A 17,156-nucleotide genomic window follows, 5' to 3' on the forward strand; every position below is an offset into this window, starting at 1 on the left:
CAGAAAGAATCATGATTCGAACCGTAACTTTAAACGACGCACAGGCAATAGCCGACATCTACAACGAATACATCGTTCATACCTGTATCACTTTCGAAACAGCACCGGTCAGTCCTGCAGAAATGGCGGACCGCATCCGAACCATCTCCTCCACCTATCCGTATTTCGTCTACGAAGCAGACGGAGAAATGCTAGGCTACTGCTACGCGCACGGATGGAAAGAAAAACAAGCCTACCGGCAAACGGCAGAAACGACTGTCTATGTAAAAAAAGGACATACTGGAAAGGGAATAGGCCAGGCACTGATGCAGCAACTGATTGACGCCTCACAGAAAGCCGGCCTGCATGTACTGATAGCCTGCATCACTTATCCCAACGAGGCCAGCGTCCGGCTGCATGAGAAACTAGGATTCAAGCAGGTGTCCCGTTTCAATGAAGTAGGAAGGAAATTCGGGCAATGGCTGGACATCTATGATTTCCAACTCGTTCTCTCCGAATAGAGTCAAGAGCTTCCGGAAGGAGGCTCTTTTTAGTTTTACTTATAAATAAGGAAAATGCAAGGCACCTTGGTAAGGTCCGGCAAATGGCCTTTCCATTCACGGATAGTCTTGGTATGGATATACTCGCCTTCGCAAGTGATGTTGGCGGCAATGCATAGTTTGGTCTGAGGACGACAGGTCTTCACGATATCCTCCATCATCTTGTTGTTCCGGTAAGGCGTCTCAATGAAAAGCTGGGTCTGATTCTCTGAATAGATACGTCCTTCCAACTCTTTCAGACGCTTGATACGGTCGGCAGCCTCAATCGGCAGATAGCCGTGGAACGCAAAGCTCTGTCCGTTAAAGCCAGACCCCATGACCGAAAGAATAATGGACGAAGGACCTACCAACGGAACGACCTTCAGATTTTTCCGCTGTGCCATCGCTACGACATCAGCACCCGGATCGGCTACAGCCGGACAGCCGGCTTCCGAAATGACTCCCATGGAATGCCCCTCCTGCAAAGGCTTCAGGTATCCCGACAGGTCGTCCGGAGACGTATGTTTGTTCAGCGGATAAAAAGTAAGTTCATCGATATTGATGGAAGCCTCTACCTTTTTCAGAAAACGGCGCGCCGAACGGACATCCTCCACGATAAAATGTTTGATACCCAAAATAATCTCTTTGTTGTAGGCAGGCAACACCTGTTCGACAGGCGTATCACCCAGCGTTACGGGTAATAAATATAAAGCTGTTTCCATCAGAATAAGATAAAAAATCAGTGTTTCGGTGTATGCATCAAATCGGAGAAGTCATCTTTTCCGAGCAAGTCTTTCAGAGTCAGGCGCTGGTTGTTCTTCATATATTTGTCCACCAGCTGCATTCCCAGCCAGATACCGATACATGGAGGCATCTTTTCGCCGTTGAAAGTCAGTGTCTGTTCACCGGAAGTATAAGAACGGATCAGCATCGGATCGGTACTTGCCAGATGTTCCTTCTCAGCCATTTCTTTCCACAAGGCATCCATGTACTTGCGGCACCAGTTCAGCTCTTCACGCGTATATCCCAGTGTCAGCCTTCCGGAGCCGTCGGACTGCAGGATATGCTCCACCGTCCAGGCAATCTTGCCCCGATACATCATAAAGTCAAACAAGGTACGGTGCCCTTCTTCCCACGGAAAAGGAGACAGGCTCAACAGATAAAAAGTAAAACAATCGGGTACAATGCGCTCGGGTACCATCGACCGACGCTGAAACGGATAATAATAACGTTTGTAAAGCGGATAATCCTGTCCCAGATATTTGTCCAGGCTGAATCCCAGCAGACTGTCGCCGACCACTACAGACTGGTTCAGCGCCGATATCTGCGAATAGATACGCGGAACAGGAATTGCAGGGACCTCCCGTTTCAAGTTTCTGAAACCTTTGGTCAAATCAGCTTCAATACCGGAAAGGTCCTTGAACTTTTCCTGTACATCATCCATCAACCTGACCAGCAGAGAATCGGAATAATAGGCACACAGCCGATCATTGATGTCAGGTTCGGCAACAGAACCGATACCCAGCACATCCTCAATCAGCAACTTCGTAGCCTGCGGACAATCTATGTTCATCTTCTGCAGAGCAGACACACTGTTCATCACAGTGGCCTCGTACTGAAGGCGGTCATAGCGTAATACCTTCACAGACGTCTGAAGAGATTCGTCTTTCTGCTCGCCGGAACGACAAGCAGAAAGAACGAACACTACCATTAATAATATTCCTATTATCCGATGCATCCGGTTCAATTATCCATAGATGATATTACCGTTCTCATCCTTGTATTCATCCAGACCCTTTTCATAGGTAGCCATGGCGCGCAAGCTCATACCTACACTGGAGAAACCACCGTCGTGGAACAGGTTCTGCATGGTAACCTTACGGGTCAGGTCAGAGAACATTACGATACAATAGTCGGCACATTCATCGGCTGAGGCATTTCCCAGCGGAGACATACGGTTGGCAAAATCGAACAGCTTGTCCATACCCTTCACACCCGATCCGGCAGTAGTCATGGTCGGAGACTGAGAGATGGTATTGATACGTACATGGTGTTCACGGCCGTAGATGTAACCGAAACTGCGGGCAATGGATTCCAGCAACGCCTTGGCATCGGCCATATCGTTGTAACCGTAGAAGGTACGCTGTGCTGCCACATAACTCAGAGCCACGATAGAACCGTATTCACTGATTGCATTCAGCTTCTTGGCTACCTGAATCATCTTATGGAATGAAACAGCCGAGATATCCAATGTCTTTCCCAACATATCATAATCCAAATCATCGTATGTACGTTTCTTGCGTACGTTCGGAGACATACCGATAGAGTGTAGTACGAAATCAATCTGTCCGCCCAATACTTCCATTGAACGTTTGAAAACAGTTTCCAGATCTTCCACGCTGGTAGCATCGGCCGGAATCACTTCACAGTGCAATTTTTCTGACAATTCCGAAACCTGTCCCATACGTACTGCTACAGGGGTATTCGACAACGTGATTGTTGCACCTTCTTCTACGGCCTTTTCAGCTACCTTCCAAGCGATAGACTGTTCATTCAAAGCACCGAAAATAATACCTCTTTTTCCTTTCAGCAAATTATAACTCATAGCTTTCGTATTATAAATTCGGCTGCAAAGATACAAACTTATTTAAAAACTTACTTGCTTTTGCGCACAAATATTCAAAAGTGTGCAATGTCCCAACGAGAGTAACCGGCTCTGAACATGTAAAATGCCGTACCTACCCTTGCCCTCATAGAGGGAAAAGCAGATACGGCACCTTACGTATAAAGAACAGCAGCTGTTCTGAATGGTTATCCGAGGAACGTAATCAGGACACCGGCTGCTACCGCAGAACCGATAACTCCTGAAATGTTGCTGGCCATGCAATACTGAAGCACATGGTTCTTAGGGTCGTACTTCAATGCGATTTCATTGGCTACACGGCTTGCCATCGGCACAGCACTCAAACCGGTAGCACCGATAAGCGGATTGATTTTCTTTTTCGTGAACAGATTCACCACCTTCACAAACAGAATACCACCGGAAATAGATAAGGCGAATGCCAGGAATCCACCGATAACGATACCGATAGTTGTCCAGTTCAGGAAAGCGTCGGTAGTCATGGTAGCTCCTACAGAGATACCCAGGAAAATGGTGGCAGCATTCATGATGCTGTTGGAAGCGGCATCAAACAAGCGGGAAGTATTGCTACCGATTTCCTTCACCAGATTACCGAACATCAGCATACCGATCAAAGGAACAGCACTCGGAACGAACAGAGCGACAATGGTAGTCACTGCAATCGGGAACAGAATCTTCAGGACACGCAGGTTCTTGATTTCTGTAGTAGAAGGATATTTCTTCTCCTGTTCCTTCATATTGATGGAAAGCTCTTTCTTGGTACACCAGATACGTACCACCAACGGAATGATGACCGGTACCAGCGCCATGTAGGAATAGGCTGCAATGGCAATCGGGCCCAACAGATGCGGAGCCAGCTTGATGGTCGTGAAGATGGCGGTCGGACCGTCTGCACCTCCGATAATACCCAACGAAGCTGCTTCCTTCGGTGTGAATCCCATCAGAATAGCAACCAACAGTACGGCAAAAATACCCAATTGGGCAGCTGCGCCGAAAATAGACAGACGAAGGTTACGCAACATCGGACCGAAATCGGTCAACGCACCGACACCCATAAAGATAATCGGAGGCAGGAAACCCGTCTTTATCAACATGTAATAGATGAAGTTCATCAATCCCAGTTCATGAGCGATTTCATGCAAAGGCATTTCCCAGATATTCTTCATCACACCCTTGACCATGACCATGCCATTCTCATCGGCCTGGATAACTCCCATATCGCCGCCCGGGAAATTGGCCAGCAATACACCGAAAGCAATCGGAACCAACAGCAGAGGCTCATACTGCTTCTTGATACCCAAGTAGAGCAGGATGAATGCAATGGCATACATGATCAGAAAACGCGGGTCAGCAACAATGTTGCTGAAAGCCGTCATTTCATACAATCTTTCAACTATATCTTCCATTACAAAATCTTCATTAATACGTCATCTTCAGAAACACTGTCACCTGAATTTACACAGATAGCAGTGATGGTACCACTGAACTCGGCCCGGATAGCATTGTAAGTCTTCATGGCTTCCACATAACAGATTACATCGCCCTGATTGACCTTATCACCTACTTTCACCGGAGTCTCCTGTGCGCTCTTGGTCAGGAAGAATTTACCTTCCAATGGAGAAAGTACCTCCTTGCCTTCGCCGGCAGGTGCCGGTGCGGCAGTCTGTCCGCCAGCCGGAGCAGCACCGGCCAACTTATCCGGATGTACATCGCCGAAAGCTACCGTTACCCGGTAAGCCTGTCCGTTCACATCCACCGTCAATACCTTTGTCTGGTCGCCGGCCATGTGTGACACTTCTTTCTCTTCCCGACGTTTCTTTACATCTTCCAGGAAGTCAGCTTTGGCTTTACCGCTCTTGTATGCCTCATACTGAGCCGGATGCATGGCATATTCAAAGAGTTCTTCGTCATCCTCACCGGTTTCCCATTTCTTTTCCCACATCATCTGGCGGTATTTCTCCAACTGATCCGGATAATTATCCTGCGGATTGCCGGTAAAAAACTTACGTCCCTCACGGTTTGCCTTCTCTACGATTTCAGGAGCCAGTTCACCCGGCAGTTTTCCGGCCTTTCCCAAAATCATGTCCCAGATATCATCGGCTATCATGCCCCAGCGTTCCTTGCCTTTCTCCATCTGAATGACATTCATCATTGCCAGATTCTTGACATACTGGCTGAACGGAGTCACCAGACACGGATAACCTACACGTGGCCATACGTAAGAAACTTCATTGAACAGTTTAATCAGCAGTTCATCCTGAGTCATGAACGGCAGATTACGTTTCGCCTTATACTTATTGATGGATTCCAGGTTCGTTTCCAGATCGGCCATCAAGCTACCCATCATACCGCCCGGAAGTCCCGGACCAATCAGCAACGAATTCATCAGACGGTTACGCGGACTGATGTACAAGCCCAGAAAATCGTCCATAAACTCCTGAATCATGGAACGCACTTTCATATAAGCATGCATGTTGATTTCACGTACCTTGAATCCGGCATCCTTCAGCATAGCCTGCACACTGATGACATCGGCATGTCCTGTACCCCATGATAAAGGTTCCATACCTACATCCACGTAATCACAACCGGCCTTACATACCTCCAGGATAGAAGCCATGTTGAAGCCCGGACCGGCATGAGAATGGTATTGGATAGTAATGTCCTTGATTTTCTTGATTCCGGCCACAATCTTACCCAAAAATACCGGACGGCCGATACCAGCCATATCCTTGATACAGATTTCATCACAGCCAGCATCGATAAGCTGTTTCGCCATATCCAGGTAATATTCCACCGTATGTACCGGTGAATAAGTGATACACAAACAACATTGGGAAATCATACCGGCATCGTGCGCATAACCGATGGAAGGGATGATATTGCGCACATCATTCAGTCCGCAGAACGTACGCGTAATGTCGGTACCCTGCGCCTTCTTCACTTTATAGAACAATTTACGGACATCTGCCGGCACCGGACTCATACGCAGCCCGTTCAAGGCACGGTCCAACATGTGTGTCTGGATACCTGCTTCATGAAAAGGTTTCGTCCATTCACGGACGGCCTTGTTCGGATTTTCTCCAAACAACAGATTAACTTGTTCAAAACCACCCCCATTTGTCTCAACGCGATCAAAACAATCCATTTCAATAATGGCAGGAGCCACTTTCACCAATTGGTCTACACGCGGAACATATTTTCCGGCGCTCTGCCACATATCGCGAAAGACCAAACTAAATTTTACTTCTTTTTCCATGTCAACAACAAGTGTTTTTCAATTCGATTAACGTAATTTTTCGATTTTGATTACCTGACCCTTACCGGCAGTCAGAATGTCTACAGCCGCTTTAATGGCATCCATAGCGCCCGTATCCGAAGATGTAGCCGTAGCAACCGGCTTCTTTTTCGGTTCTTCTTCCGGAGCAACCTTGTTCACCAACTTGATCAACAACTGACTAAGGTAGATAACAATGAGAAGAATTACGAAAACGGTAGCCATACCGACTACCATCAGCAATAATCCTGTTTCCAAGTTTTCCATACATCAAGGTTATTTAGCATATAAAAAAGTGACTTTCCGTCATCTCCGGAAAGCCACCCCAAAATTACGTCATTAAAATTACATTTTCTTTTAAATAGCGTTAAAAACATGCTATTTTATCAGAAAACAATCTCATTCAGTGTCTTTCTTCTTTTTTCTGGAACCGCTTCCTCTGTCGCGTATCCAATGGGAATCAAGACGGCCGGCTCCCAACTTTCAGGCAGCGACAAAACCTCCTTGCAACGGGAAGCATCAAAATTACATACCCAGCAAGTACCCAATCCTTGTTCGGCAGCAGCCAGACACAGATGCTCCACCGCTATGGCTATGTCCACATCTGCATGGTCTTTTCCATCCATCTTCCGATGCCAGGCTTCCTGATGGTCGGTACAGGCTACAATGATACACGGAGCCGTCTGAATCCACTCACGGGGGTAGGTAGATTTCAATGCAGCCAACTTTTCCGCATCGGTCACTATCGAAAAATGCCACGGCTGATAATTGACAGCTGACGGAGCCAGTCGTACGCACTCCATGATATAATTCATTTTATCCGCTTCTATTGCACGAGGCAAATAACTACGTACCGAATAACGTTTTTTTACCAAATCCAGAAAATTCATACTCATCTCTTTTGAAGGTTATACATTTGTACCCACAAAGATAGTGAAAAAGAGACAGAATCCCGTCGTGCTACATCCTGTTAAAATGTTGTTTATTGGCACCGGAATCCCTACCTTTGCGAATAAAAAAACAAAAACATGAAAAGACTAGTCATTTTTGATTTAGACGGAACACTTCTGAATACCATTGCAGACCTGGCAGCCGCCACCAACCATGCATTGCAATCCTACGGCTATCCCACCCACGATACTGACGCCTATCGTTTTTTTGTCGGAAACGGTATCAACAAACTGTTCGAACGGGCCTTGCCGGAAGGAGAAAAGAGTCCGGAAAACGTTCAGAAAATACGTGCCCGATTCATACCTTATTATAATCTCCACAATGCAGACCTGAGTCTCCCCTATCCGGGAATCCCCGAAATGCTGGAAAAACTACAGCATCAAGGTTTCCTTTTGGCAGTAGCATCCAACAAATACCAGGAAGCCACCACCAAACTGATTCATCAGTTCTTCCCTGACATCCGCTTTACAGCCATTTTAGGACAACGTGAAGGAATTCCCTCCAAGCCGGACCCGCAAATCATTGAAGAAATCGCGCAAAAAGCAAAAGTCTCCAAAGAAGCCATCGTTTATATAGGTGATTCGTGTGTAGACATGCAGACAGGAGTAAATGCTGGAGTAACTACCGTAGGAGTCAGCTGGGGGTTCCGTCCACGTACCGAGCTCGAGGCCTACCACCCGGCTTCCATCGCCGACAAAAGTGCAGACATACTTACCTTTTTGGGAATCGGTTAACTCCAAACCGATTTTCCCAAAAGGATAATAAAAAAAGACGCTCAAATTATCTTTGAACGTCTAACCTGTAGCGGGACCCGGGATTGAACCGGGGACCTCATGATTATGAATCATGCGCTCTAACCAGCTGAGCTATCCCGCCATCATTTTGAAAAACCGCCAGGCGTGGAAGCCACCCAACGGCTAAATCTTTTCTGTAGCGGGACCCGGGATTGAACCGGGGACCTCATGATTATGAATCATGCGCTCTAACCAGCTGAGCTATCCCGCCATCATTTCTCGATTGCGGGTGCAAAGATAGAGCAACTTTTTCATATATCCAAATCTTTGACTAAAAAATCTGCAATCTTTTTCACAGAGCCCGTCATTCGATACTAAAAGAAGAGGATTTGAAGCGTATATCAATAAAAAGAAGAATATAGTATTGTAGCATACAAAAAAAATACATTAATTTGCCACCCGAAATCTAAGAACTATAATAAAGCACACACATGAAGAAAAAAGTACACATTGAGTATCCTCTCAATCCCTCTTCGAGCAATATTATCTGGAGTATTGTCAGCACAGCCGCAGGATTGCAGCGTTGGTTTGCAGACCGCGTCAATAAGGCTGGAAAGACTTATACGTTCCAATGGGGAAAAACAGAAGTCCGTAGTGCAGACGTCATCAACTCCCGCGCCGAATCGTTCATCCGGTTCCATTGGACGGACGAAGAACCGAAGACATACTTCGAATTCAAGTTACATTACGATGAACTCACTACCAACCGGGTACTTGAAGTAACGGATTTCGCCGATGAAGGAGAAGAGGAAGATGTAAAGAGTCTTTGGGATTCGCAGATTGATGTTCTACGCAGAACTTGCGGTCTGTAATGCTAAAAATATCAAAACAATACCCTCCGCTCCGTTTTTTTATGCTATTTTTGCATCTCAATCAAGTAAAGTAAAAGATGCTACGCATAAAAAAACTCGATATATTTGTACTGAAAAGTTTCTTGTTGCTCTTTTCGGGAACATTCTTCATTTGTCTGTTCATCTTTATGATGCAGTTTCTATGGAGATACGTCGACGAACTAGTGGGGAAAGGTCTGGAAATTAGCGTTCTGGCTCAATTCTTCTTTTTATCGGCACTGACACTGATACCGTTGTCTCTTCCATTGGCCATCTTGCTGGCAGCATTGATGACATTCGGAAACTTCGGCGAACGGTATGAGTTGCTTTCCATGAAAGCTGCAGGCATCCCTTTGCTGCGCATTATACGCCCTGTGGTCATCTTATGTGTATTCTTGGGAGCCATGTCTTTTTTCTTCCAAAACATCGTAGGTCCCAAAGCCCAGAAGAAACTCTGGACCCTCTTGGTATCGATGAAACAGAAATCACCGGAAGTAGACATTCCTGAAGGCATCTTCTACAGCGACATTGAAGGATACAATATTTATGTAAAGCATAAGGACCGTGACACTGGAATCCTGAAGGACATGCTCATCTATAATTTCTCAGACGGTTTCGACAACGCCCGTATCATCTGGGCTTCGGAAGGCAAGATGGAACTGACTGCAGACAAAGGGCACCTGTTCCTGCACCTGTATGACGGGGAACAGTTCGAAAACCTGAAATCACAATCAGCCATTTCCAAGAACGTTCCTTACAGAAGGGAAACTTTCCGTGAGAAACATGTCCTGATAGAATTCGATACGCAGTTCAATATGGTGGACGGAAGCTTCCTGGACCGCCGTTCCGATATCAAAAACATGAACGAAATAGCGGAAGCGGTAGATTCTATCCAATGCTATGCCGACAGTGTGGGACGCTCCATCTACAAAGATGCCATGCAGACTACTTACCGGACTACCACTACCTTACCTAAAAAGGAGACTGATGAAACCGCAGAGCAACAGACGGCACTCATCAACACGGACAGCATTTTCAACGCCATGACTTCTACAGAAAAGCTGAGCACCCTGACAACGACCGGAAACCGAATCAATTCACTGGTTTCAGACTGGACCATGAAAAGTTATCTGACCAAAGATGCCGACGGAAGTATCCGTGGACACATTTCAGACTGGCACAAGAAAATCACTCTTTCATTGGCCTGCATCATTTTCTTCTTTATCGGTGCACCGCTGGGAGCCATTATCCGAAAAGGAGGATTGGGTATGCCGGTAGTAATTTCCGTATTGATTTTCGTTGTCTATTACATTATCGACTCAGGAGCTACCCGTGTAGGAAAGAGTGGAGAAATGAACGTAGCGCTAGGAACGTGGATGAGTACCATCATACTTGCCCCCTTAGGAGGCTTCCTGACTTATAAATCAAACAAGGACTCGGTCGTATTCAATATCGATGTTTATCTGGCATTCTTCCGGAAGGTCTTCGGCATCCGTACCGAACGTCACCTGTTCCGCAAGGAAGTTATCATCCAGACGCCCGATTATCAGAAAGCCATCACCACGTTGGACGAAATCTGTGCTGCCTGTGAGGGATATTCACGTACCCACCGGTTACTGGGTCCACCTAACTATTTCAAAATCTTCACCAACAACGAGCACGATGACAAGATTCAACAAATCAGTCAACAGATGGAAGATGAGATTGAAGATTTATCCAACTCCAAAGACGGCGTACTGATTAACCTGCTGAACAAATACCCGCAATTATCGGTTAAAGCACATAAAAGCTTGTTTGACAACCGATGGCTGAACCTGCTCTGCGGACTGGTTGTACCGGTAGGTATCCTGTTGTGGCTGAACATCTGGCGCTACCGGGTAAGATTGGACAAAGACTTGAAGACGATCGTCAAGACCAGCCGTGCTTTACAAGAACGTATTAAAACTAATCTCGATAATAATATTATATAGGAATTATGGAAAAAATTAAATTGAATACCATTGAAGAAGCTTTAGAGGACTTCCGGAAAGGTGAGTTTGTCATTGTAGTAGACGATGAAGACCGCGAAAACGAAGGAGACCTGATTATCGCTGCCGAAATGATAACTCCGGAAAAAGTAAACTTCATGCTGAAACATGCCAGAGGTGTACTTTGTGCTCCTATTACCATCTCTCGCTGTAAAGAGCTGGACCTGCCTCATCAGGTAGATGCCAACACCTCTATATTGGGAACTCCGTTCACCATTACCATCGACAAACTGGAAGGTTGTACTACCGGTGTATCGGCTGCCGACCGTGCCGCTACCATCCGTGCCCTGGCAGACCCGACTTCTACCCCTGAAACATTCGGCCGTCCGGGACATATCAATCCGCTGTACGCCCAGGACAAGGGGGTATTGAGACGTGCGGGACATACCGAAGCAGCTGTCGACCTGGCTCGTCTGTCCGCCCTTTATCCGGCTGCCGCTCTGATGGAAATCATGAACGAAGATGGAACCATGGCCCGTCTTCCGGAACTGCACAAGTTTGCCCAGGAATACAATCTGAAACTGATTTCCATCGCCCAACTGATTGCCTACCGGTTAAAACAGGAATCACTGGTAGAAAAAGGTGTAGAAGTAGATATGCCGACCGAATTCGGCCATTTCCGCTTGATTCCATTCCGCCAGAAGAGCAACGGTCTGGAACATGTGGCCCTTATCAAAGGCACTTTTGAAGAAGATGAACCGATTCTGGTACGTGTACATTCTTCCTGTGCTACGGGCGACATCTTCGGTTCCATGCGCTGCGATTGCGGCGAACAGCTGCACAAAGCCATGGAAATGATAGACAAGGAAGGAAAAGGCGCAGTCATTTACCTGAACCAGGAAGGACGTGGTATCGGACTTATGGAAAAGATGAGAGCCTACAAACTTCAGGAAGAAGGTATGGACACAGTAGACGCCAACATCTGTCTGGGACATCAGGCAGACGAACGCGATTACGGCGTAGGTGCTCAGATTCTGCGTGAAATCGGTATCCACAAAATGCGCCTGATGACCAACAACCCGGTCAAACGTGTAGGCCTGGAAGCCTACGGACTGGAAATCGTCGAAATCGTTCCTATTGAAGTAACTCCGAATCCCTACAACGAGCGCTACCTGCATACCAAAAAGGAACGCATGGGACATACTTTACACTTCAACTTATAAATAAACAACAGATGACAAGCTGTCAATCCGTCTGACACTCCGGTTTCAGACGGATTCCAGGTCATCCATCATCAACTAAAAACTTTAAAACCCTAAAACTTATGGAAAAAAGTAACGAACTCATCAAGAATTATGCCAAATCGGCCTCCGCTACCCTGTTCCGTCGCGTGTATCTTTGGATGACACTCGCCCTGACTATTACAGGTTTTGTAGCCCTTTATGTAGCCCGTTCCTATACCCTTCTGGAAATGATGCTTCAGAATCAGTTCATGTTCTGGGGCGTATTGATTGCCGAAGTGGCGCTGGTCATGTATATTTCTGTCCGTATCAACCGGATTTCAGTTACTACGGCTACCCTGCTCTTCATTGTTTACGCCGTACTGAACGGTATCACCATGTCTACGCTGTTTGTCATCTATACAGCCAGTTCCATCGCTTCTACCTTCTTCATTACAGCCGGCACCTTCGGTACCATGGCGCTGATAGGTAGCTTCACCCGCAAGGACCTGACCAAACTGGGCAGTATCTGTATCATGGGTGTAATCGGACTGATTATCGCTTCTCTGGTGAATCTGTTCCTTCACAGTTCCATGATGACCCTGATTATTTCGTACATCGGTGTCCTGCTCTTCGTCGGGCTGACTGCTTACGATGCACAGAAAATCAAAAGACTCCTTTCGGCTGATGGAATCGAAGTGAATGACAATACTCAGAAGATTGCGCTGCTGGGTGCTCTGACACTGTATCTGGATTTTATCAACCTCTTCATCTACCTGTTGCATATTTTAGGAGACAGAAAGTAACAGAAGTAGGTATTTCACTTGCTTAATACCATTTTCGAAGCTAATTTCTTTTATATTTGAAAGAAATTAGCTTCTTTTGCAGAATAAAATTCAACCTAATAATTAGAAGACAATGAACCAACTCTCAGATCGTTTGAACAGCCTGTCGCCATCGGCTACACTGGCTATGTCTCAAAAAAGTAGTGAACTTAAAGCACAAGGTGTTGATGTAATTAATCTTAGCGTAGGCGAACCGGATTTCAATACGCCCGACCACATCAAAGAAGCTGCCAAGAAAGCTATCGACGAGAACTACTCTCGCTACTCTCCTGTAGCCGGTTATCCGGCTCTGCGCAATGCGATCGTTGCCAAACTGAAAAACGAAAACGGTCTGGAATATACTGCTGCCCAGATCAGCTGTGCCAACGGTGCCAAGCAGTCTGTCTGCAACACCATCCTGGCCTTGGTAAACAAAGGAGATGAAGTCATTGTTCCGGCACCTTACTGGGTAAGCTATCCGGAAATGGTGAAACTGGCAGAAGGTACTCCAGTCATCGTACGTGCCGGTATCGACCAGGATTTCAAAATCACTCCGGCTCAGCTGGAAGCAGCCATCACTCCGAACACCCGCGCCCTGATTCTCTGTTCTCCGTCTAACCCGACAGGTTCAGTATACACTCAGGAAGAACTGGCCGGACTGGCTGCCGTATTGGCTAAACACGAACGTGTCATCGTCATCGCCGACGAAATCTACGAACATATCAACTACATCGGCAAGCACCAGAGCATCGCTCAATTCGCCGAAATCAAAGACCGTGTAGTCATCGTAAACGGTGTATCTAAAGCCTATGCCATGACCGGATGGCGTATCGGTTTCATCGCCGGTCCGGAATGGATTGTTAAAGGAGTAAACAAGTTGCAGGGGCAGTACACTTCAGGTCCTTGCTCTGTATCGCAGAAGGCAGCCGAAGCAGCCTATACCGGTACACAGGCTCCGGTAGAAGAAATGCGTAAAGCTTTCGAACGCCGTCGTGACCTGATTGTCAAACTGGCCAAGGAAATTCCGGGCTTCGAAGTAAACTTCCCGCAGGGAGCTTTCTACCTGTTCCCGAAATGTGACTCTTTCTTCGGCAAGAAAGACGGTGACCGTGTCATCAACAATGCCGATGACCTGGCCATGTACTTGTTGGAAGTAGGTCATGTAGCTTGTGTAGGCGGTACTTCATTCGGCGCTCCTGAATGTATCCGTATGAGTTATGCTACTTCTGATGAAAACATCGTTGAAGCTATGCGTCGCATCAAGGAAACATTGGCACGCTTGAGCTAACCGATCTCTAACAAATATTGAACGAAGCCGTTCCATCCTTGGATTTCCAAGCATTGGAACGGCTTTAATTTTAATTGCAGACATTCCAGTAGCCTGCTCAGATTATATATCCAGTTTCAACTTTCCATCAGACAGAAGCACCGTATACACCCCTCCCGCTTCCGTTTCAAACTCCAGTTTGTTACCTTTATAATATAAGCTGCAGGGAACTCCGGACCCCGAACGAATGACAGCCTTGGTCAGGTTATTGTCCTTCCAGTACAAATCCACAGTAAAGTTACCCCGCGCCCGCACACCGGTCAGTTTTCCTTCGTGCCATACATCCGGTAGTGCCGGAAGCAGGTGAATGAATCCCATGTGACTCTGCAGCAACATTTCCGTTACACCGGCTGTACCTCCAAAGTTTCCGTCAATCTGGAAAGGCGGATGTGAATCCCAAAGATTATCATTGGTACCGTTCTTAAGCAGATTCCCGTAAAGTGTATACGAACGGTTTCCGTCATGCAAGCGGGCCCATTGGTTCAGTTTCCAGCCCATACTCCAACCGGTAGCCCCGTCTCCCCGGTGTTCCAGGACCACCCGCGAAGCCTTTGCCAATGCAGGAGTCGTTACCGGTGAAACAGTATGTCCCGGATGCAACCCAAACAGATGATTCACATGCCGATGTGCGTCCGAAGGATCATCAATGTCCTTCGACCATTCCATCAACTGACCGTAACGACCTATCTTATACGGGACAATACCGGCCAGAACCGTCTGCCATTCCTGACGTTCTTCTTCGTCTACCCCCAATACTTTGCTGGCATCAATGGCATCCAACAGAATTTCCCGGATTACCGCATGCGAGAAAGTAGTACCTTCATCTATCGGACCATGTTCGGGCGAAGTAGAAGGAGCTGCCGTATACGAGCCATCCGGCTTATGCCACAGATAATCCGTTGCAAAACGGGCACTTCCCTTGATGATGTCATAACCTACCGACCGCAGGAAATCCACATCGCGGGTATAATCGTAATAGTTCCACACATGGGTAGCAAGCCACGGTCCGGCTACCGGTGAGAAGTTCCATGACATATCCTTGTCGCGCAACGGAGTGGTAAAGCCAAAAATATTGGAAGAGATAGAAGTAGTCCATCCACGTGCGCCGAAATAAGATTTTGCCGTTACAGCGCCCGGTTTTACCTGTGTCCGTATGAAATCAATCAGCGGAAGTTCACATTCGGCCAGGTTCGTCGGACAAGCCGGCCAATAGTTCATCTGGATATTGATGTTGTTGTGATAATCTATCCGCCACGGCCCGTCTACGTTGTTGTGCCAGATACCTTGAAGATTGGCAGGCAGATTTCCCGGCCGGGAACTGGCTATCAGCAAATAACGTCCGAACTGGTAATACAGTGTCTCCAACCCATAGTCGGGCGCACCGGTCCGGTACCTTTCCAAGCGTTTCGGAGTAGACAGTTTCTCTAAATCCTCAGCACTGCTATAGGAAGGATTCAGTTCAAACACAGTCCGACCAAATAAAGAAACATAATCCCGATAATGCCTGTCCAGCAACGCATCGTACCCATACGATGCAGCCTGACGAATCCAGGCTTCCGTAGTCTTCAACGGCTTCACCCCGACGTATGCCTTGGCATCGGTAAAATCCGGATCGAAATTCATCTGATAATCAGTATCGGCCGATACAATGAACATCACTTCGTCAGCATTTTCCACATGAATGGCACCGTTCTTATCGGTCCAGGACTTACCACCTTTTGTAACCGCCTTCACACGGACAGCATATTCCATCCGGTTATTATCCAGTCTGGCCGAATAGCAGAATTCCCCTTGCTGTTTCCGGATATACTTGCCTGTAGATACCGGATTAGGCAAATACGAGAATACCAGGTTCTGCCTACCCACCTCGGACGCCTTGAAACGGATAACCATTACATTGTCCGGATAAGAGGTAAAATAGGTACGGCTATACCTCACTCCATCGGATATAAAATCCACATGGACCAACGCAGAATCAAGAGAAAGTGTTCTGCTGTAACCGGTCACCTCGGCATCAGCCAGTCCGGTTGCTATACGAAACTCACCACAGGTGGTGAAACTACCGAACCTGGAAGGATTTTCGTCAGCAGATCCATAAGGCACCGTACTGTTAAAATTGTCCTGGGTCAATTCTGTCGCCTTTTTCGTGTCACCATCCGTAAAAGCCTGCCGGATATCCTTCAATACATGAGCCGACTCTTTGTTCACATTCCAATAATAAGCCGCACCTTTTGATGTGTTCGGTCCTCCCCGCCACAAGGATTTTTCATTGAAGGTAATGCGTTCGGTACCGATAGAGCCATAGACATTGGCTCCTATGCTTCCATTACCTATCGGCAAGGTGGTATGTTCCCAGTGCTTGTCCAGGTTACTCACGGCATCGCCAGCCGATACCAATGCGACATTTCCTCCCCACGCAGGGGTTTCGGACAACGGATTAGGAACATCAAACTTTATCTGATGCTGAGCATACAGATCAGGGAATGACAAGCAACATGCCATCACTCCGAGTAAATTCATCATTTTCATCGTATATCTGTTGTTTTTCATGAGTGTCAAAGGGTCAGATTCTCAACATTTTTTCTAATTTAGCAAGGCCAAAACATTTTACTCAGTAAAGTTACAAATGAAAAACGAATTATTACAATCGCTTCCGAAGGAAAAACTGGTACAGTTGATTGAAGAGTAAGCATTCAGTAAACCCCGTCAAATTCCAGCCTTGATTCTTCGTATTTTTGTGTCCATAACCAATATTGTGCAAATATGAAGAATATGACATTAGACCAATTCAAGCGGACATACGAAGA

General features: G+C 46.7%; 15 protein-coding genes and 2 tRNA genes. 7 read left to right on the forward strand and 10 right to left on the reverse strand.

The window, feature by feature from the left end:
• Positions 1 to 11: 11 nt before the first annotated feature.
• Positions 12 to 500 carry a GNAT family N-acetyltransferase gene (locus tag C510_RS0111135; RefSeq protein ID WP_018711423.1) on the forward strand — a complete coding sequence of 163 codons (489 nt, stop codon included), beginning with the start codon at positions 12 to 14 and terminating at the stop codon, positions 498 to 500.
• 35 nt (positions 501 to 535) lie between these two features.
• On the opposite strand, the gene C510_RS0111140 is transcribed toward C510_RS0111135, so the two are convergent.
• The 7 genes from C510_RS0111140 to C510_RS0111170 all read right to left on the reverse strand — a co-directional run bounded on the left by C510_RS0111140 (position 536) and on the right by C510_RS0111170 (position 7,326).
• Positions 536 to 1,240 (reverse strand): SAM-dependent methyltransferase, encoded by a 705-nt coding sequence (locus C510_RS0111140; RefSeq protein WP_018711424.1) that lies wholly within the window; start codon positions 1,238 to 1,240, stop codon positions 536 to 538.
• A gap of 17 nt (positions 1,241 to 1,257) precedes the next feature.
• Positions 1,258 to 2,256: a gliding motility protein GldB-related protein gene (locus tag C510_RS0111145; RefSeq protein ID WP_025892633.1), complete on the reverse strand. Its 999-nt coding sequence runs from the start codon at positions 2,254 to 2,256 to the stop codon at positions 1,258 to 1,260.
• A gap of 9 nt (positions 2,257 to 2,265) precedes the next feature.
• Positions 2,266 to 3,123 (reverse strand): enoyl-ACP reductase FabI, encoded by an 858-nt coding sequence (locus C510_RS0111150; protein ID WP_018711426.1) that lies wholly within the window; start codon positions 3,121 to 3,123, stop codon positions 2,266 to 2,268.
• Positions 3,124 to 3,329: 206 nt separating this feature from the next.
• Entirely contained in the window at positions 3,330 to 4,565 is a 1,236-nt protein-coding gene (locus C510_RS0111155; RefSeq protein ID WP_018711427.1) for a sodium ion-translocating decarboxylase subunit beta, read from the reverse strand.
• Positions 4,565 to 6,418 carry a biotin/lipoyl-containing protein gene (locus C510_RS0111160; protein ID WP_018711428.1) on the reverse strand — a complete coding sequence of 618 codons (1,854 nt, stop codon included), beginning with the start codon at positions 6,416 to 6,418 and terminating at the stop codon, positions 4,565 to 4,567. Before C510_RS0111160 ends, C510_RS0111155 begins: the two co-directional genes overlap by 1 nt.
• 27 nt (positions 6,419 to 6,445) lie before the next feature.
• Entirely contained in the window at positions 6,446 to 6,703 is a 258-nt protein-coding gene (locus tag C510_RS0111165; RefSeq protein ID WP_018711429.1) for an OadG family protein, read from the reverse strand.
• 119 nt (positions 6,704 to 6,822) lie between these two features.
• A complete protein-coding gene (locus C510_RS0111170) occupies positions 6,823 to 7,326 on the reverse strand; it encodes a nitroreductase family protein (protein WP_026320198.1) in 504 nt (167 codons plus the stop codon).
• Positions 7,327 to 7,464: 138 nt separating this feature from the next.
• Between C510_RS0111170 and C510_RS0111175 the strand changes: the two genes are divergently transcribed.
• Positions 7,465 to 8,121 (forward strand): HAD family hydrolase, encoded by a 657-nt coding sequence (locus C510_RS0111175; RefSeq protein ID WP_018711431.1) that lies wholly within the window; start codon positions 7,465 to 7,467, stop codon positions 8,119 to 8,121.
• Positions 8,122 to 8,189: 68 nt separating this feature from the next.
• Here the strand turns inward: C510_RS0111175 and C510_RS0111180 are convergent.
• Positions 8,190 to 8,263, reverse strand: a tRNA-Met gene (locus C510_RS0111180).
• 55 nt (positions 8,264 to 8,318) lie between these two features.
• Positions 8,319 to 8,392, reverse strand: a tRNA-Met gene (locus C510_RS0111185).
• Between the two features lie 220 nt (positions 8,393 to 8,612).
• On the opposite strand from C510_RS0111185, the gene C510_RS0111190 reads away from it, so the two are divergent.
• The 5 genes from C510_RS0111190 to C510_RS0111210 all read left to right on the forward strand — a co-directional run bounded on the left by C510_RS0111190 (position 8,613) and on the right by C510_RS0111210 (position 14,310).
• On the forward strand, positions 8,613 to 8,993 hold the full coding sequence (locus tag C510_RS0111190; protein ID WP_018711432.1) for an START-like domain-containing protein: 381 nt from the start codon (positions 8,613 to 8,615) through the stop codon (positions 8,991 to 8,993).
• A gap of 77 nt (positions 8,994 to 9,070) precedes the next feature.
• Entirely contained in the window at positions 9,071 to 10,981 is a 1,911-nt protein-coding gene (locus C510_RS0111195; RefSeq protein WP_022340815.1) for an LptF/LptG family permease, read from the forward strand.
• Between the two features lie 5 nt (positions 10,982 to 10,986).
• On the forward strand, positions 10,987 to 12,201 hold the full coding sequence (locus tag C510_RS0111200) for a bifunctional 3,4-dihydroxy-2-butanone-4-phosphate synthase/GTP cyclohydrolase II (RefSeq protein WP_025892629.1): 1,215 nt from the start codon (positions 10,987 to 10,989) through the stop codon (positions 12,199 to 12,201).
• 101 nt (positions 12,202 to 12,302) lie between these two features.
• A complete protein-coding gene (locus tag C510_RS0111205) occupies positions 12,303 to 13,004 on the forward strand; it encodes a Bax inhibitor-1/YccA family protein (RefSeq protein WP_018711435.1) in 702 nt (233 codons plus the stop codon).
• A gap of 112 nt (positions 13,005 to 13,116) precedes the next feature.
• On the forward strand, positions 13,117 to 14,310 hold the full coding sequence (locus C510_RS0111210) for a pyridoxal phosphate-dependent aminotransferase (RefSeq protein WP_018711436.1): 1,194 nt from the start codon (positions 13,117 to 13,119) through the stop codon (positions 14,308 to 14,310).
• 102 nt (positions 14,311 to 14,412) lie between these two features.
• Here the strand turns inward: C510_RS0111210 and C510_RS0111215 are convergent, their stop codons facing one another.
• Positions 14,413 to 16,878, reverse strand: a complete 2,466-nt coding sequence (locus C510_RS0111215; RefSeq protein WP_244870474.1) for a glycoside hydrolase family 95 protein — start codon at positions 16,876 to 16,878, stop codon at positions 14,413 to 14,415.
• Positions 16,879 to 17,156 lie beyond the last annotated feature (278 nt).

This window comes from Phocaeicola barnesiae DSM 18169 = JCM 13652 (assembly GCF_000374585.1).
Classification (GTDB): domain Bacteria; phylum Bacteroidota; class Bacteroidia; order Bacteroidales; family Bacteroidaceae; genus Phocaeicola; species Phocaeicola barnesiae.

What these genes read in the sequence shown, in the direction of transcription:
- C510_RS0111145 (WP_025892633.1), bottom strand. Translation starts at nt 2,256, where the DNA reads ATGCATCGGATAATAGGAATATTATTAATGGTAGTGTTCGTTCTTTCT.
- C510_RS0111190 (WP_018711432.1), top strand. Translation starts at nt 8,613, where the DNA reads ATGAAGAAAAAAGTACACATTGAGTATCCTCTCAATCCCTCTTCGAGC.
- C510_RS0111215 (WP_244870474.1), bottom strand. Translation starts at nt 16,878, where the DNA reads ATGAAAATGATGAATTTACTCGGAGTGATGGCATGTTGCTTGTCATTC.
- C510_RS0111160 (WP_018711428.1), bottom strand. Translation starts at nt 6,418, where the DNA reads ATGGAAAAAGAAGTAAAATTTAGTTTGGTCTTTCGCGATATGTGGCAG.
- C510_RS0111195 (WP_022340815.1), top strand. Translation starts at nt 9,071, where the DNA reads ATGCTACGCATAAAAAAACTCGATATATTTGTACTGAAAAGTTTCTTG.
- C510_RS0111155 (WP_018711427.1), bottom strand. Translation starts at nt 4,565, where the DNA reads ATGGAAGATATAGTTGAAAGATTGTATGAAATGACGGCTTTCAGCAAC.
- C510_RS0111150 (WP_018711426.1), bottom strand. Translation starts at nt 3,123, where the DNA reads ATGAGTTATAATTTGCTGAAAGGAAAAAGAGGTATTATTTTCGGTGCT.
- C510_RS0111135 (WP_018711423.1), top strand. Translation starts at nt 12, where the DNA reads ATGATTCGAACCGTAACTTTAAACGACGCACAGGCAATAGCCGACATC.
- C510_RS0111205 (WP_018711435.1), top strand. Translation starts at nt 12,303, where the DNA reads ATGGAAAAAAGTAACGAACTCATCAAGAATTATGCCAAATCGGCCTCC.
- C510_RS0111200 (WP_025892629.1), top strand. Translation starts at nt 10,987, where the DNA reads ATGGAAAAAATTAAATTGAATACCATTGAAGAAGCTTTAGAGGACTTC.
- C510_RS0111170 (WP_026320198.1), bottom strand. Translation starts at nt 7,326, where the DNA reads ATGAATTTTCTGGATTTGGTAAAAAAACGTTATTCGGTACGTAGTTAT.
- C510_RS0111140 (WP_018711424.1), bottom strand. Translation starts at nt 1,240, where the DNA reads ATGGAAACAGCTTTATATTTATTACCCGTAACGCTGGGTGATACGCCT.
- C510_RS0111165 (WP_018711429.1), bottom strand. Translation starts at nt 6,703, where the DNA reads ATGGAAAACTTGGAAACAGGATTATTGCTGATGGTAGTCGGTATGGCT.
- C510_RS0111175 (WP_018711431.1), top strand. Translation starts at nt 7,465, where the DNA reads ATGAAAAGACTAGTCATTTTTGATTTAGACGGAACACTTCTGAATACC.
- C510_RS0111210 (WP_018711436.1), top strand. Translation starts at nt 13,117, where the DNA reads ATGAACCAACTCTCAGATCGTTTGAACAGCCTGTCGCCATCGGCTACA.